The 16,909-nt window shown below is 65.1% G+C and carries 14 protein-coding genes; all 14 read right to left on the bottom strand.

Annotated features, from left to right (window positions below; all coding sequences use genetic code 11):
* Window positions 1-57: 57 nt before the first annotated feature.
* Window positions 58-2,358 (bottom strand): UDP-N-acetylglucosamine 2-epimerase, encoded by a 2,301-nt coding sequence (locus ACYVJ8_RS04905; protein WP_460709859.1) that lies wholly within the window; start codon window positions 2,356-2,358, stop codon window positions 58-60.
* Window positions 2,359-2,619: 261 nt separating this feature from the next.
* Window positions 2,620-3,087, bottom strand: coding sequence for a low molecular weight protein-tyrosine-phosphatase (locus ACYVJ8_RS04900; RefSeq protein WP_460709857.1), 468 nt, complete (start codon window positions 3,085-3,087; stop codon window positions 2,620-2,622).
* 46 nt (window positions 3,088-3,133) lie between these two features.
* A complete protein-coding gene (locus ACYVJ8_RS04895) occupies window positions 3,134-4,186 on the bottom strand; it encodes a polysaccharide biosynthesis/export family protein (protein ID WP_460709855.1) in 1,053 nt (350 codons plus the stop codon).
* A 198-nt stretch (window positions 4,187-4,384) separates the two neighbouring features.
* Window positions 4,385-5,164 carry a YdcF family protein gene (locus ACYVJ8_RS04890; RefSeq protein ID WP_460709853.1) on the bottom strand — a complete coding sequence of 260 codons (780 nt, stop codon included), beginning with the start codon at window positions 5,162-5,164 and terminating at the stop codon, window positions 4,385-4,387.
* Between the two features lie 6 nt (window positions 5,165-5,170).
* Complete coding sequence (locus ACYVJ8_RS04885; protein ID WP_460709851.1) at window positions 5,171-6,178, bottom strand: nitroreductase family protein; 1,008 nt, start codon at window positions 6,176-6,178, stop codon at window positions 5,171-5,173.
* A 22-nt stretch (window positions 6,179-6,200) separates the two neighbouring features.
* Window positions 6,201-7,253 carry an EpsG family protein gene (locus ACYVJ8_RS04880; protein WP_460709849.1) on the bottom strand — a complete coding sequence of 351 codons (1,053 nt, stop codon included), beginning with the start codon at window positions 7,251-7,253 and terminating at the stop codon, window positions 6,201-6,203.
* Between the two features lies 1 nt (window position 7,254).
* Window positions 7,255-8,151, bottom strand: coding sequence for a glycosyltransferase family 2 protein (locus tag ACYVJ8_RS04875; protein WP_460709847.1), 897 nt, complete (start codon window positions 8,149-8,151; stop codon window positions 7,255-7,257).
* Window positions 8,152-8,160: 9 nt separating this feature from the next.
* Window positions 8,161-9,378: a polysaccharide pyruvyl transferase family protein gene (locus ACYVJ8_RS04870; protein ID WP_460709845.1), complete on the bottom strand. Its 1,218-nt coding sequence runs from the start codon at window positions 9,376-9,378 to the stop codon at window positions 8,161-8,163.
* A gap of 151 nt (window positions 9,379-9,529) precedes the next feature.
* Window positions 9,530-10,819 carry a lipopolysaccharide biosynthesis protein gene (locus ACYVJ8_RS04865; RefSeq protein ID WP_460709843.1) on the bottom strand — a complete coding sequence of 430 codons (1,290 nt, stop codon included), beginning with the start codon at window positions 10,817-10,819 and terminating at the stop codon, window positions 9,530-9,532.
* A 21-nt stretch (window positions 10,820-10,840) separates the two neighbouring features.
* The gene (locus ACYVJ8_RS04860) at window positions 10,841-12,025 is read right to left on the bottom strand and encodes a glycosyltransferase family 4 protein (RefSeq protein ID WP_460709841.1); all 1,185 of its coding nucleotides are present in this window, start codon (window positions 12,023-12,025) and stop codon (window positions 10,841-10,843) included.
* A gap of 162 nt (window positions 12,026-12,187) precedes the next feature.
* Window positions 12,188-13,399, bottom strand: a complete 1,212-nt coding sequence (locus ACYVJ8_RS04855; protein WP_460709839.1) for a right-handed parallel beta-helix repeat-containing protein — start codon at window positions 13,397-13,399, stop codon at window positions 12,188-12,190.
* A 350-nt stretch (window positions 13,400-13,749) separates the two neighbouring features.
* Window positions 13,750-14,934 (bottom strand): right-handed parallel beta-helix repeat-containing protein, encoded by a 1,185-nt coding sequence (locus tag ACYVJ8_RS04850; RefSeq protein ID WP_460709837.1) that lies wholly within the window; start codon window positions 14,932-14,934, stop codon window positions 13,750-13,752.
* 145 nt (window positions 14,935-15,079) lie between these two features.
* Window positions 15,080-15,202, bottom strand: a complete 123-nt coding sequence (locus tag ACYVJ8_RS04845) for a hypothetical protein (protein ID WP_460709835.1) — start codon at window positions 15,200-15,202, stop codon at window positions 15,080-15,082.
* Between the two features lie 160 nt (window positions 15,203-15,362).
* The gene (locus ACYVJ8_RS04840; protein WP_460709833.1) at window positions 15,363-16,520 is read right to left on the bottom strand and encodes a BON domain-containing protein; all 1,158 of its coding nucleotides are present in this window, start codon (window positions 16,518-16,520) and stop codon (window positions 15,363-15,365) included.
* Window positions 16,521-16,909: the final 389 nt, after the last annotated feature.

Raw genomic sequence — 16,909 nt, 5'->3', positions numbered from 1 at the left:
GCGGATCCAAAAAATCAAACTCGGACCCGTATCCGGGGTCCGGTAAAAATGCTTCGGTCACGCCGCCAGCGCCGAACTCCTCGACGGCACGGCCGCCAGGGCATCGACGATGCGATAACTGGGCGCGTCCGCCTGGACGCCGCCATAGGTCGTGCGCAGCGCTTCGTAGACACCGACATCGCTCAACAGGGTCATGACGCCATTGGTGATCGCCACCTCGTCCGCGACCATCTGGCGCGGATCGCTGGCGTCGCCGGAGAAGCCCGCGTCGCGCAGCACCACGATCGGCTTGCTCAGCAGGCCGGCCTCGCTGGCGACTTCCGCCGAACCGGTGAGCACCACGTGCGCGCGCTGCATCAGCCAGGCGAACGCCAGGTAGTCCAGCGGTTCGACCAGGTGCACGTTGGCGGGACGCCAGCCCAGGCGTTGGGTATCGCGCTGCGCTTCCGGCGTGAGTGCGATCGGATAGACGATGTCCACGTCCGGGCGCATCCGCGCCACCTTGCGCAATGCGCGCCCGAGTTGCGCGAAGCCTTCGATCTGCTCGCGATGCGTCACCAGCAGCAAGGGGCTGTCGGGTCGCAGGAAAGCAAAACGCGTGCGCAACTCGGCCTGCGTCTCCCCATCGCCCTGGATGCGCGCGATCGCGGTACGCAGCGTCTCCACCGCGGTGTCGCCGGTAAGGCGGATGCGATCGCGGGGAATGCCGGCGGCGGCCAGTTCGTCGCCGATGGATTCGCTGGCGGTGAAGTGCAGCGTCGCCAGCGCACTGGCCACGCGCCGATTGACCTGTTCGCCCGGCGTGCGATGCGATACCTGCATGGCTTCGGCCGCCGACTCCAGTCGCGCGACCGGAATCTGCCGGTAGCACGCGGCCAGCGTGGCCGCCAATGTCGCCGGCGTATCGCCATGCACGAGGACCACGTCGGGCTGCAGCTCCTCGAGCACGCGGGTGATGCCATCCAGCGTGGCGGAGGTGACATCGCTCGGGTCGGCGTCCACCGACGAGATGCCCAGGTCGAAGTCGGCCTTGAGGTCGAACAGTTCAAGAATGTGCTGCTGCTTCTCCGAGGCCAGATCGGTGACGCAGACATGCGTGGAGAAGCGATCGTCGTGGCACAGCTGGCTGGCGACCGGCGCGATGCGTATCGCGTCCTGGGATTCGCCCAGCACACACAGCGCATGCACGCGACCATGGCGATGCGCCGCATGCCCGGCGTCGGCCGAAGCCGGACGCGATTCCATGGCACCGAGCGCAAGGCTGGACTCCGCTGCGAGCGCCGCCGTGACGGCCTCGCCCATCGCCGGCGCCTGAGGCCGCACATTCGTCAGCCAGCGCAGCGCCAGCGGCAGCTTCGCCACATACAGTGCGAGCACCGCGACGAACAGCAGCATGCTCACTAGCTCAGGCAGTCCGCGCAGCGCGTAACCGCACATCGCCAGCAGCGCCGCGGAACCCAGGATCAGCACCAGTGCGGCCCGCGGCGAGTAACCGGCATCGAGCAACAGATGATGCAGATGCTGGCGATCCGGTTTGAACGGCGAGCGGCCCGCGCGCAGACGCCGTGCCATGACGCCGAAGGTATCCATCACCGGGATCGCGACGCACCACAACACGTCCGCCGGTGCCAGCCGGCCGACATGGGCCTGGCTGAGATACACCAGGCTCCACGCGATCAGAAAGCCGACGACGGTGCTGCCCGCATCGCCCATGAAGATCTTGCGCCCGTCGGGCCAGCCCATGTTCACCCCGAGGTAGGGAACAAGCGCGACCAGCAACACCTGCAACAGCAGCAGCACGCCGAGGCTCTGCCAACCGCTGCTCGCGGCGAAGGCCAGCACCGCCAGGATGCTGACCATCGCCAACCCTCCCGCAAGGCCGTCGATGCCATCGAGCATGTTGAATGCGTTCATCAGCCCGACGACGGCGAGCACCGTCAATGGAATTCCCACGGCGTACAAGCGGAAGGGCTGCTCGCCGAACAGTTGCCCCAGACTGTCCATGTACACGCCGGTCACGGCCAGGACGCCGGTGGCCGCGCCGATCTGGATCGCCAGCCGCGTACTCACGCTGAGGTCAAAAAGATCGTCGAGCAGTCCGGTCAGCATGATGACCGCACCGGTCACCAGCAGCGACAGCGAGAAGCGATCCAGCGCGCCCAGATAACTCAGGCCGGCAACCAGTCCGAGGAAGAAGCACAGCCCACCGATCAAGGGCACGCGACCCTTGTGCCGCTTGCGGGCATCGGGGCGATCGACCAGCCCCACGCGCGGCGCGAGCGGCCGCAGCGAGAAGATCGCCACCAACGTAACTGTCAAAGCGACCGAAGCCGCGGCCACCAGTCTTGCGTCCGGCATGAATGCTCCAGGCCTTTGTTATGTAGAAATCAGCGTCGGCATCCGTACCGAGTCAGCGTCTGCACGTTTTTGAATACGAACGAATACGCGGCCTAGCGTAGGGAGATCGTGTTGACGACAAAATGAAAACGGCGGAGGCACATACATCTCCGATACAAAGAGTTGATGGATTCAAAACATGAATCCGGCAAAAACCCGGATTCATTGACGCAGCGTTTACGAATGACGCGCGCGGCATCATTCCTGCTTGGCTTCATGCGATCAGATGAGTTCGCACCACCGCGTTACGCCTAGCTCGACCGTTGCATAGACCTGCTCGAAGGCCTGGATCGGCTGGCCGAACGGATCGGGCACATCCTCCCCGTCGTGCCATTTGCGCAGCAGAAAGGCCTTACCCGCGGCCGACGGGACGCGTGATCGCACATAGGCGAGATGCGCATGCTCCATGAGCAGGACCAGATCCGCGCGCTCGAGCATCGCCCGATCCAGCCGCCGCGCGACGTGGCGACTGGCATCGATGCCATGACGGCTCAGCACCTGCAGCGCGAAGGGATCGATCGGCGCCCCCTCCTCGGCGCCGATCCCGGCCGACTCGACGGTGATGTCGCGGGCCGCGAGCCGCTCGCGCAGCACGTATTCCGCTATGGGACTGCGGCATACGTTGCCCAGGCAGACCACCAGTATCCGCCGTATCGCGAAGTCGATCCGCGGAGCGCCGCTGCTCGACATGGAAGGATGGGCACGGCCGACAGCCGCGACGGCGCGTGCCACCTCGTCAATCGGTGATGTTGCTCTGAGCACGGGCGGCATTGTTCACGATCGCAGACAACGGCAGCAGCTGGCTCAGGAAGCGATTCCAGCGCGTGATACCGGCAGGCCCGACGAACACGACATCGCCTGCACGCAGCGAGAACGAACTCGCCACCGCGAACGCCGCCGGCGACTTCGCCTGCAGGTGGTACACGGTCGCCGTACTCGGCGGCGTCTGCGGCGTCAGGTTGGCCGCGTCCACACCCCGAATCACATAGACCGCATCGCCATTGGAGGTGATCTGATCGAGACCACCGGCCCGGCCGAGCGCCTGCGTCAGCGACATGTCGCTGGTCTTGAACGTCAGGGCCTGCGGACGCGTGACTTCGCCCAGCACGTACACCTGCTTGCGATCGTTGAACGGCAGATACAGACGATCGCCCGGCTTCAGATAGATGTCGGCGGAATTGCCGCGCCGATGCATCGCATCCATGTCGATGTTGTAGCGCTGGCCATCGCGGATTAGGGTCAGGCCGGACAGATCCGCCTGCTCCACATTGATGCCCGCTGCGCCGACCGCCTTGGAAACGGTCAGCGGCACGGTGTTGAGCCCCTGCGGTGCCGTGTTGGTGAAGGCGCCTTCGAGCACGAGCTGACCACCGTTGCCGGCGACGGCCACATCGAGCTGGGGATTGCGCAGATACTTGGAGAGCCGCGTCGTGAGCGTGCTGCGCAGCTCCTCGATGGTCATACCGGCGACCTTGATCGTGCCCACATACGGATAGAACATCGTGCCGTCGGGGTACACCAAGCGCTGATTGTTGGCGACCTGCTGCTGCGAACCGGCCGGCGTGGTGAGCTCCGGGTGATCCCAGACGGTAACGAGCAATGCGTCGCCGGGCTGGATCTCGTAACTCTGCGGACGGTACTGCGTCACTTCCGCCGGCAGCTCCGCCATCGTGGTGAGGTTCTCGGGGCTGCGCACCATATCCGGCGTGATCTCGACCATGTGCACGTCGTCGCCACCGCGCGAAGACATGTACTGGCCCGTCAGGCAGCCGCTCAGCAGCAGACTCATTGCCAGCGCAAGCCCGGCGGCCCGGAATGAATTCTTGTACGTCCGAAGGGAATTGCTGTTTCGCGAACCTTGCATTGGTTCGACGATGTCATGGATGCGCTGCATCGTCCGCTCCTATGGTGATAGCCCGGCCAGCCTAAGCGGCGGTTTGACGAGGCGACGTGAAGCTTGCTTGGGAAAAAACGCGATCAAGCACAGTCAAGATTGTGTAGAGACGCGTTCATGTCCAAGTGCAAGCGCAAACAGCGCGACGTACTCCTTCAACGCGCGACCACTGCGCCACAGTGCACTGGGCGATGGCAGCCAGCGCTTGCTCCAGCTGTCGCGCGCGGCGCGTTCTGGCACCGGCACGGGCACGACTTCGAGGCCCGTGCGTTGGAACAACTCCAGCGCACGCGGCATGTGGATTGCGGAAGTCATCAGCAGAATCCTGTTCCCGCCGTGCGCACGGATGAGCTTCGCGCTGTTGACCGCATTGTCCTCGGTGTTGCGGCTCTGCGTTTCCAGCACGATCGCCCGATCGGGTACGCCGAGACGGCGGATGGCCTGGCTCATCCGTGCCGCCTCGCTGCCGCCCTTGCCGCCGCGTCCGCCCGACAGGATCACGATGGGCGCGCGATGCAAGAGCCAGGCACGCGCTCCCGCGGCCAGCCGGCTGCTGCTCAGCTCCCAAGGGTCGACGACATCGCGGCGCGTCCATCCGTACCAGGTCGCACCGCCAAGGACCACGATCGCGTCGGCCTGTGGAAGTTCGCTTTCGTCGACGACGGGGTACCGCGCCTCCAGCGTGCCGCGCAGCCAGTCCGATGCGGCCGGTATCGACCAGACGAAAGACCAGGCCAGGGCGAGCACGACGACGCCGCGCCCCGTTCGTCGCCAGCCCGCAGCCCAGACCATGGCGCCGCACGCCGTCAGCAACAGCGACGCGTACAAGGGATAGCTGAGCAGCGACGCAAAGGCCGCAAGCTTCTGAAGCATAGGCAGCTAGACGAAGCGAACGATGTCGTCCGTGCGCCGCCGCGGCGAGGCGGCCACGACCAGATGGTCCGGCACGTAGCCCGCGCCCATCATGGTGATGATGGCGTAGTGGTCGCCGATGCCCAGGCTGCGCCGCAATGCGCGGTCGCGCCCCGGCTCCACGCTCCAGTTCAACATGCATGCGCCGATGTGCAGCGAATGCAGCGCCAGCGCCATCGACATGGCGAAGATGCCGCCGTCGACCCAACATTGGTTGCGTTCGCCCATCGAGGTGAACGCGCGCATGTCGGACGCGACGACGATCACCGCGCCGAGGCGGTCGCCGAAGCCGCGATTGCCGTTCTGCAGCTTGAGCAATTCGTCCATCTTCTCCCGCCGATTGCTCGCGAAGATGCGCGCGCTCTGGCGATTGCACACGGACGGCGCCTGCTGGGCGATCCGGGCCGCCTCCTGCAGCACCGCTTCCGGAATCGGCCGGCCGTCGAACTGCCTGGCGCTGCGGCGACTGCGCATGAACTGCTGCGCCAGCTCGCTATCGAACGGGAACAGCGTTTCCGTGGTCAAAGCGTCTGTGCCGCCCCGGCGCTCGCCCTGCTCCACCGGCGTCGTTAGGAACTGCGCAATGGCAGAGTCGACTTCGGGTGCGAGCTTGCCTTCGTTGAAACGGCGATAGCCGGCCAGCGCACTGCGGGCGAAGTCGGTCACTTCGGCGCTGCCGTAGCGGCTTTCATAGCGGCCCACGCTGCGCATCAGGCGCACCACCACGTCGCGGCCGAAACCGTGGCGCGGCGACGGCAGCGCCATGCCTTTCTCCAGGCGGTGATAGTCCATCGAGATGTGCGCGCCGAGGCGCTCGGCATCGTCGGCCGATCGCCCCGCCGTCGAAGCCTTCAGATAGCGGCGTGCGTCATAGCTGTAGTTCGACAGCACCTTGACCCGCGCCAGCAGGCGGCGGATCGCCACCCGCCTTTCGGCCGGCACCATGGCCTTGATCCGGTCCTTCATCACGGCCATGAAATGCCCTCTTTCGTGGTGGTCATACGACGATTCCATTGCTCACGTAGTAATAGAGCGCAACGCAGGCGCCCAGCAGTCCGCACTGGATCAGCAACGGGTTGCGCAGCAGAGAGACGCGGCTGTACGCCAGTACCGCCGCAACGATCAACGAAGCCGACAGCCAGGCGGGCAGCAGGAAGCGGTTCGAGTACGAGCCCCAGCCCACGGCGAAGAACGGCAGCACCATGACCAGGTAGATGGCCGTACTGTCGACGATCGCCTCGCGCCGCGACTCGCGGATCATCGGCGCCAGCATCTGCGGCAGCACGTACCAGAAGATCGAGAACACCGCGAAGTCCACGCGCACGCCCGAGCGGTAATCCGGATTCGCCGCGTACTCCTGCACGAAGACGTACAGCGATGGCACCAGCGACTGCACGAGCGTCATCGATAGCCCGGATACGTACAGGAAGAACGCGATCGCGGCCAGCCAGCGCAGATTGCGCGTGCTCATGAACAGCGCCGGCGCACACGCCAGGTACATCAGCGAAGAAGTATGGAAGCTCGCGGCGACACCGCCGAAGAGCACGAACTGCCACCATTGCCGGCGATGGAAGGAAATCAGCGCGCTGAAGACCAGCAAGGCCGCCAGGCCTTGCCGGACCGCATTGATCGCCCCCTGCATGAACATCGGCGAGACGAACAGCAGCATCACCGCCGCGGTCAGAAACACCATGAAACCGCGACCACCGCCGATGTAGTTGAAATACTTGACGCAGGCCACGAAGGCGACCAGCAACAGCAATGCGAACAACGACACCTGATAGCCGATCACGCCGAGCCCCAGCTGCCGGATCAGCCAACTGAAGAACACGAAGCCCGGCTCCATGCGCGTGTGGATCGCGGTGTGGCCGATGGTCTGGTAGAAACCGGCGTAGACGCTGGTGTCGGTGCCGATATCCAGGGGGCGCGTTCCGACCACCCAGCAACCGAACACGCCGGCCAGGACGACCAGGATGAAGCTCAGCCCCGACGCGGCGACGTCGGCGCGATTGGGCTGCGGCAATGGCATGGTCGCGTATGCACTGCGCATATCAACCTCCGGTCTGCGCGCCGTCGCGGTGCACGGCCGGGCGGAGGCGCGCAATCGCTTCCCGGATCAGCATCAGCAGGTTGCGGCGGCCACGCCGGACCATGCCGATCGCGCGCGCGATCCAATGCTCGGTCGGCGTCACCAATCCCTGCCGCAGCAGCTCCTTGCGCACTTCCTTGCCCGCGCGGTGCATCGCCGCGAGGTCGCCGCTCAGCCCGCCCGCGCCGTAATTGGCCTTGTGCCACGAAGCCAGCGTCTGATTGATCTTCGCGCAGCGATAGCCGGAGAACGCGATCTGCGCCCACAGCAGGAAGTCTTCTACGCGGCGGAAGTTCTCGTTGAATCGGAACGGCAGATCGCGGCGGAGGACCACGGACGCGGTGGGGAACGGATTGTTCAACAGCAGCCGCCGCCGGCCGAGAATGCGCACGCGCACCGGCGGCCGCAGCGGCGGCACGCCGACATCGCGCTCGCGCACGTCCATACGGTGGGCGATCAGGGCGATCTGCGGATCCTCGCGCAAGGCGGCGACCTGCAATTCCAGCTTGGCGGGCGCCCAGGTGTCGTCGGCATCGAGGAAGGCGATGTATTCCTGGCTCGCGTTGGCCCAGCCGATGTTGCGTGCCTGCGAGGGCCCGCCGTTGCGCGCCGACTCCAACACTTTCACCCATCCGCCCGGATAGGCCGCCGCCACCTCGCGCAAGGCTTGCACGGTGCCGTCGCCGCTGCAGTCGTCCACCAGCAGCACTTCCTGCGGCGGCAGGGTTTGCGCGGCGATCGATGCCACCGACGCGGCGATCGTGTCCGCACAGCGATAGCAAGGCACGACTACGCTTACCGGCGCGCGCTCCTTGCCTTCGAGGGACGCGAGGGTGTTCGCTGGCGCGGATGCCTGCATCGTCCCTCCTCAGGCCAGTGCGTTCGAAACGCGCGCCGCGGCGGTCTTGGCCTGTTCCTGCAGCTCGGGAATGCGCCGCGCCAGCGTTTCCTGCAACCGGCGCTCTTCCTGGATCAGCCAATCCAGGCTGCGCTGCAGGCGGTCGGCCGACAGCTCGGTCGTGGGCAGCACCGCGTCCTCGTTGCCGAACAGATCGCGGTTGATGCCGCGGGCCTTGACACTGTAGGCGATCGACACCGTCGGCACGCCGCTGGACAGCGCCGCGATCGTCGAGTGTGTGCGCGCACCGACGAAGAAGCGAAACTGGCTGATCACGTACTTGGTCTGCGCCGCATTGAGCTCGTGCGGCATCATCGTCACGCTGTCGCCCAGGTCCTGCAGCCGTTCCAGCAGATCGGCCATGTACGTCGCGTCGCCACCGCTGTGTTCGCCCTGCAGCGGGTTGACGTGCGGCACCAGCAGCACGCCCAGCCCGTAGTCGCGCACGGCGCGGCGGATGAACTCCGCGACTTCCGCGCGCAGGTCCTGTTCGGGGCGCTTGTAGCGCTCGATCAGCGAGCTGATGTTGACGCCCAATACGCCATTGGGACAGCGCGGCCAGAAGCGCGCGTAGTCGATGGTTTCTCGGCCAAGCATGAAGGCGGGATCGGCCATCAGCACGACGTTCGCCAATCCGAGCTTTTCGGTGAGGTAGCGGTAGCTAGCCGATTCGCGCACTGCAATGAAGTTCATGCGCGCCAGGTGCCGCTTCACCGCCGGCACGAAACCAGGCTCGCGGTCGAACGGTCCCACCGACGCGCCCCACAGGATCACCGGCTTGCCCAGGTCCATCGCATAGCGATCCAGGCCCATGACGGGCGACGGAATCCGATAGTCGAGCGAGTAGTTGTCGCCGCCCACGGCCAGCACCGCATCTACATCCGCCAGTTGTTGGCGCAGCCAGGACGGCATTGGGAACGGCCAGCGTGCGCGCTTCAGGAACGGCACCGGCAGACGTTGCAGATGGACCCAGTAGCCGGCCACGCGCGGCAGGTAGGCACGCACGAAGCGCACACCGTGATCGGCCGCATCGGGCCATTGCGCGCGATCGCGCTCGATGTCGAGCGACGGCACCAGCACTTCGACGTCGCCGCACTGGGCGCGCAGCAGCGCGACCGTGCTGCGCACGATCGCCTCGCAACCGCGATTGCCGAAGGTACGCTGGCCGGAGAGATAAAAGGTCTTCACGCGACGGCGCGGCTCCTGTGGGTTCGTGTCTTGTGGCGGGGTGCGCGCATTCATCGGCGCAAATTCATGGCGAGGCGACTCGACGAGACATGATCGGTTTCCGTGGTGATGCAGTCGTGAACTGGAGCCTTCCGTCGCATGAACACGGCCATCAGCGGAACTCGGCACCGTACTTGCGCGCCCCGATCCAGGTGGTGACGAGCAGCACCGCTTCGCCCGTCACGATCGCCCAGGCCGCGCCCATTTCGCGGTACGACGGGATCAGCAACAAATCCATGACGATCGTGACTGCGGCCGCGAGGCCCATCATCAGCACGCGGTAATACATATGCGTGCCGGTGAGCAGGACCGAGCCGATGGCGGTCGAAAGAAAGCGGATCGGCGGGCAAAGCGCGAGCACCGTCAGAATCGGAATGACGCCGAGGTAAGCCGGGCCGAACGCGAACGGAACGATTTTCGGCATCACCAGCCACAGCACCGCGCCGATGGCCAGGCCCAGACCGAGCATCGAGACGATGCCGCGCCGATACACCAGCCAGAAGCGCGGGCGGTCGTGCGTCGCCCAGCGATGCAGTTTGGATAACAGGAACTTCTGGTAGATCGTCGTGGGGATGAGGTAGATGGCCGACATCACCGCCATCGAAATGCCGAAGCGGCCGGCGTGCTCATCGCCTCCCAAGTATTTGAGCATCACCGTGCTCACCTGGAAGAAGATCGGATAGAGCGCGGCCGCGACACCGTAGGGCCAGGCCTGCGACCACAGGTACGCCGCGGTGGGCACCTCCAACGTCGTGAGTTGCGCGGGACGCGGCCCATGCCCGTGCAGTTCCATCGTCCCGTCGAGCATGGCGCGCACCTGCGGTGCGGCCAGGAGGGCGACGGCCGCCGCTACCAGGCCATAACCCAGTGCGATCGGCACGGCGTGGCGGAGCGTCAGCAGGACCGCCAGCAGCGCGACCAGCAATCGCCCGGCCGGGATCAGCAGTTGCCACCCGGCGAGCGTGCGATAGCGTTCCTCCAGCCGCAGCTTGCAACTCACCAGTTCGACGGCCAGCAACGCCGGCACCACGGGAAGCAGCAGCAACAGGACATCGCGCGTTGCCGCCGGTGCCAAGACCGCCCACACCAATACGATGACGCAGGCGATCGCGCCGGTGATCAGGCTCAACCGTAGCGAGGGACGAATCCATCGATCGGCGCTCCAGCCTTCGGCGCCGTAGACCCGCAGGCGGAACTGCGACAGACCGAAGCCGGCCAGGGGCGCGATCATGCTCACCGTCGCCAGCGAAGAGGCGAACAGGCCGTAGATCGACGGCCCCAGCAATCGCGCCAGCAGCGACTGCGTGAGCAGGACGAGCACGGCGCCGACCGCCGTCGCGACCGACAATAGCGACAGCGCGGCGACCGCCCGTTTCAGGCCGGCAAGGCGCGTCGCCGCCATGCTTGCATGCGAGCTGGACACTTACGCTGCCCGCCGGGCCGGTTCGGCGCTGAGGCCACCCAGCTCCCAGCCGGAGTCCGCAAGCAGTTCCTGGTAGACCTCGAGCGTGCGGCTGATCACCAGACGCTCGTCGAAGTCGGCGAGCGCGCGTCGGCGTGCGGCGTCGCCCAGGCGCCTCAACAGTTCGCGATCGTCGTCCAGCCGAATCAGCAGCTCAGCCAGTGATGCCGCATCGCGTGGCTCCGCATGCAAGCCGTCGAAGCCGTGGCAGCTGACGACCTCGCGGCAACCCGGAAGATTGGTGGTGACCAGGGCGAGGCCGCAGGCCGCACCTTCGATCAGGCTCTTCGGCACGCCTTCGCGGTAGTAGCTCGGCAGTGCCATCACGTCCACCGAGCGCAGCAGCGCCGGCATGTCCTCGACGTGACCCAGCCACTTCACCAATCCCTGCCGCACCCAGCCTTCGACGTGGTGTTGATCCACCGAGCGCGGATTGCCGGGGTCGGGGGTACCGGCCAACAGGAATTCCATCGAGCGGCCGCGGCCGTTCACCAGCGAGGCGGCGTCGACGAATTCCTGCACGCCCTTTTCCCAAAGCAGGCGCGCGGCGAGCAATACGCGCAGCGGCCGCTGCTGATTCTCGTGTCGCGATGGCGTGAAGCGGTTGGTATCGACGCCGGAGCTGCGGATGAGGCGGATGTGGTGCTCGGGCACCAGCTTGGAATCCACAAACGTACTGGCGTCATCGGGATTCTGCAGCACCAGCCTCGAGTTGTGGCCGCCGAGCGTTCCGCGCATCAGCACCTTGACCACCGGACGCAGGCTGCGTGCCATCAGCGCGTCGCTGGTGAAGACGTAGCCCAGCCCCGCGACGGCATTCACCACCGCCGGTATCCGCGCGAGCTTGGCCGCGAGCGCGCCATACACCGCGCATTTCACGGTGAAGTTGTGCAGGAGGTCCGGGCGTTCGTCGCTGAGTACGCGAACGATCTCGCGCAGCGTCATCGCTTCCCGCGCGGGATTGAGACTGGCCCGCTGCATCGGCAGCGTGATCCAGCGGATGCCGTGCTCGGCGAAGCGGTCGCCGAATGGACCAGGCGGCGACAGCATCACTACGTCGGCCCCGCGCTGCTTCAGATGCAAGGCCGTGGAGAGCCGGAAGTTGTAGAGGTACCAATCCGTGTTGGCGAAGAACATGAACTTCATGTCGTTTCCGCGTCATCCTTTCGTATCGCTGGATGACGCATTATCCGAAGCACGAGTGAAGGCGATCTCACGCCCGGCCTTCATCGGATGGACACAAAGAGACCGAGCGCGCCGTTCAAGCCACGCTCAGTCTCGTCACGAAGTTACTGCGGCGATCGCCTGTTACAAGGCGTAATAGTTGGTTCCGATCTTCATCCCATAGCAGCCGGTTTGCACTTCCAGCTGCCACGACGACTTGTGCCCGTCGGAACTGCCGGTGCCGGTGATGGTGGTCAGCGATCCCGTGGACGAGGTGACGCCGAAGTACAGGGTCTTGTTGTTGCGGAACGTATTCGAAGCCACCTGGTAGTAGCACGTGGCGTCGCGTGCCGAGACGCCGTACAGGCGGTTATGCGCGATCTTGCAGTCGAGCACGTAGCCGGTATTGGCGCGGATCATCAACACGCCGTAACCCTGGTTGTATTCGAGCTGGCAGGCCTTGACCACGACGTTCTTGACCGTCTTGTAGACTTGGACGCCGTTGCCGGCGTTGTGGTGGATCCAGCAGTTCTCGATGCGCACGGTATCGGTAAGCGAGGTACCGAACGGATCGGGCTCGATATCGATGCCGCAGCCGGGCTTGATGCCCGAGGTATAGCTGAACTCCGAGTCGTAGACCTTGACGTTGCGGCAGCGGCCGATGGTCATGCCCTGGCGGCGATTGCCGGTGGCGACGATATTCGCCACCGCGATGTCGTCGCTGAGGATGGTGGTGGAACCGTTGGACGCACCCACGGAAAGACCGTCGCCCCAGCCCTTCGACAGACGGATGTCGCGAACGGTCACGCGCTGGCAACCGCGCACGCCGATGCAGTGGCCCCACTCGCCGCTCGTGCCGATGTGGCGGTCGCGCTCGCCGACGATCTGGCCGCCGGAGATTTCCACGTCATGCACGTTGTAAGCATTGACGACGTAGTAGCGGCTGGCCGAATTGGCCTTCGCCAGCAGCTTCGCGCCCGAGTCCAGCTTTAGGTGCATCAGGCTGCGCAGACGCACGGTGCGGGTGGCGTCGATCAGATAGGTGCCGGCCGGAACATAGACGGTGCCGCCGGTGGACGGCAGGGAATCGATCGCGCGCTGGATGCCCGTGGTGTCGTCGTGCGCGCCATCGCCGAGCGCGCCGTAATTGCGAACGTTGCGCACGGTGCTGCCGCGTTGGCGGGTCGGCGGCACATAGACGGCCGCGAAGGCCGGCATGGCCATGCCGGAGAGCGCCAGCGTCGCCGCCAGCGCAGAAGACTTCTTCAGAAACTCACGACGCGCCGGTTCAGGATGAACAGCGGACACAGCCGCATCCAGCGCGTGCACTTCGTGCACGTGTTCTGCATCGAACATCGGGGTTGCCCTCTCGCCGGCCACCGTCGGCAGTTTGTTGTTATCCCTGGCGGCGTTTCGTCGGATCGCGCGGTCCTGATTGCGACCGGGAAGGGAATGTAGAGAGCTAGTGAAAAAATGCAGATCGGAATTCGCGTTCTGTGAGCCCGATCAACAACGAGGGATTTTGAATAGGCCCAGCGCACGGTTGCGCTGTCGTATCGAAATGCAAAGATATCGTTATCTGCGCAACCTGCTCAGCGTCGCCATCGCCGCTTGAAACTCAGAATGCAAAAAAAAGATGGCCAGATGAGGTTCGCTCATCCGGCCATCGCCCCCACTTCGTCCTTGAATCACGACTCACATTTGGATCACAGCGCGTAGTAGTTGGTGCCCACGTTCATGCTGTAGCAATCCGAGGTGACTTCGAGCTGCCACGAACTCTTCATGGTGCCCGAGGTGCCGGTGCCGACGATGCTCGTCAGAGCGCCGAGGGATTCCTTCACCCCGTAATAGAGCGTCTTGTTGTTGCGGAAGGTGTTCGAGCTGACCTGGAAGCCATGCGTCGCGGTGCGCGCCGACACGCCATACAGGCGGTTGTGCATGATCTTGTTGTTGACCACGTAGCCGGTGTCGGCATTCAGCAACAGGACGCCGTAGCCCTCGTTGTATTCGATCGTGCAGGCCTTGACCGTCACGTTCTTCACGGTCTTGTAGACCTGGATGCCGTTGCCGGCGTTGTGGTGGATCCAGCAGTTCTCGACACGCACGCCGCTGGTACTGGCCGAGCTGTCCGGATCGGGCTCGATGTCGATACCGCAGCCGGGCTTGATGCCGCTGGTGTAGCTGAGCTCGGAGTCGTAGATCTTCACGCCCTGCGAGCGGCCGATGGTGACGGCCTGGCGGCGGTTGCCGGTGGACACGATGTTGCTCACCGCCACGTCCATGCTCGGGATCGTGCCGGTAGTCGCCGCGGCGCCGCCGATGGAGAGGCCATCGCCCCAGCAGTCGGCCAGACGGATGTCGCGCACCGTGATCCGGTTGGAACCGCGGATCATGATCGCATGGCCCCATTCGCCGGTCGTGCCCATGTGCTGGGCACGCTCACCGATGATCTGGCCGCCGGAGATCTCGACGTCGTTCACCTTGTAGACGTTGAGCACGTAGGAGCGCTCGGCGGCATTGGGGATCGCGACCAGCTTCGCCGCCGGATCCAGTTGCAGGTGCATGCTGCTGCGCAGGCGCAGATTCTTCACCGCATCGATCATGTAGGTGCCGGCGGGCACGAAGACGGTGCCGCCATCGACCGGAAGCGCATTGATGGCGGCCTGCACGGCAGCCGTGTCGTCATGCACGCCGTCGCCGACCGCGCCATAGGTCCGCACGTCCAGCATCGCGGCGCCGCGGGCGCGCGTCGGCGCGATATACGCGGCCAGCGCCGGCAGCGCGGTCGTGCCCAGCGCTACCGATGCGGCGAGGATGGAGGACTTCTTCAGGAATTCGCGGCGTGCTACTCCCCGCGCGTGCGCTCCGCGCACGTGTGCTTGAACGGACATTGCATTCCCCTTTGCGCCGGCCGTCGCGGCATCGGTTTACGATGACGGCTTGGTGCCCATTCCGGCCCAACCGCGCCGGATGCACAGGGAATGTATAGATGCCGTGAAAAAAGTCAGCGGCGCCTTTTTCGATCTGTGAAGCGATTCAATCAACGCCCATGAATCGTTCATCGTTGAAAAAGTTGAACGGGAAAAATCCCGTCTCGCGCTGCGCAAGATCGAGCGCGGATGTTGTGTTGCCGTGAAGTTTGCGCGAACGAACCATCATTCCGCAATCCGCGCATGCAGATGAATACGCGCCTGTTCGGCCCCCTTTCCCCTCTCTCCCGACCAGCCTAAGTGTGTCGGGAGAGAGGCTGCGACACCGGCTCTTGCGAGTGGTGTCATCCGCGTGGAGTCAGGATGACTCCCGTCGCGTCCAAATCGCGTCAATGCGGCGTCGTACCACCCGCAGTACCCGTGCTACCGGTCGCCGACGACGGCGAGGCGCCGCTCTGCGACGCCTGCGTTGCGCGCGAGGAACCGCTGCGCAGGTCGCTGCCCTGCCCCAGCGAGCTGCTGGTGCTGGATACCTGGATGCGGTTGTCGACTTCCTTCACGCCGATGCAGGCATCGGCGATGTCTTCGGCGCGGTGCTTCATCCAGCGATGATCGACGGTGCCGTCGAGCGTGACCTTGCCGTCGGCGACGCGGACGCTGATGTCGGTCGCGTCCAGATCGTCGTCATCGGTCAGGCGTTCGTTGATGTCTTCGGCCAGGCGCTCGTCGGAACGGCGGTAGTTTTTCGGTCCGACGCCGCGATAGCCCGCGGTGCCATAACCGCCATAGCCGTATTGGCCGGGCGCGGTGCCGTAACGGCCGGAGCTGCTACTTCCGTATTGCTGCGAGCTCAGTTCACGACCGCCGTAACCGGACATTTCGCCTTCGTCCAGATAGTCCTGGCTGCCATAGAGCGAGCCGCGCCCGCCGGCGCTTTCGCCACCGTAGCGCGCGCCACCGCGGCGACCGAATTGGCTCTCGCCGCCCAACTGGCTGCCGCGCGGTGCCTGGCGGGTGTAGGCGGAGCCTTCGCCGTAGCCTTCGTTGCGGCCGTAGGCGTTGTACTCGTTGCCATGCGATCCGCGCGCACCGTATCCCTGGCGGCCGCGGTAGTAATCGCCGCTCGCCGAGGTTTCGCGCTGCCCGCCGGATTGCGAGCCGTATTGCCGCCGCGGCCCACCCTGGCTGTATTCCTGCTCGCCGTAACCGGTAGCGCTGAAGCGCTCGGGGCCGCCTTCGTAATCCCAGCTACCGCGATCTTCCTCCCATCCGGCGCTGCGCATGCGATCGTCGGACTGCCCGCCGGCGTAGTACTCGCCGCGACTGCGATTGGATGGCCCGTAGCTCGGTTGCTGCATGCGACTGCGGTCGTACTGACTGCGGTCGCGATCGGATTGTTCGCCCAGCCCGTACTGACCGCGGGTCTGGTTCTGGCGCGGTGACCCGCGCAGGGTGTTGCCGCCGTCCTGGCCAAATTCGCGTCCGGCGCCATATTCGCCGCGGCCCGATGGATGGTCGTGGCGGCCGCCTTCGTTGCGATGGTTCATATCCTCTCTCCTCTCGTTAAGCCAATCGCGACCCGCTTGCACGCATCGCTCACCAAAGCGCACGACTTCCTGCGCCATGTCTTTCAGTTCATGACCGATATTGGAGTCACGCATTCGGACCCTCCTCTGGCTGCAATGGATGACGACCGTCGACGGAAAAGCCAGCAAAGAACAGGCCAGCCGATTCCGCGCGCAGCATGGAGCGCGCGCCGTTATGCGCGCGTGCTGTACGTGCGAATGACTGCGAAAAATCCGCTGTATTTTCAGCTCCGAACATCTCAGGCCGATAGCGCGAACAGGCAACCGCCGGGGACAGTCATCACTGCGCCTATGCGGCGGTTTTTCTACGCTCCGCCCTTGCATGGGAGAGGCAGGCCGTGGCACACCCC

The organism is Lysobacter terrae (assembly GCF_054782215.1).
Note: the sequence above shows the minus strand (reverse complement) of the source record. Positions and strands in the feature narration are given on the sequence as shown.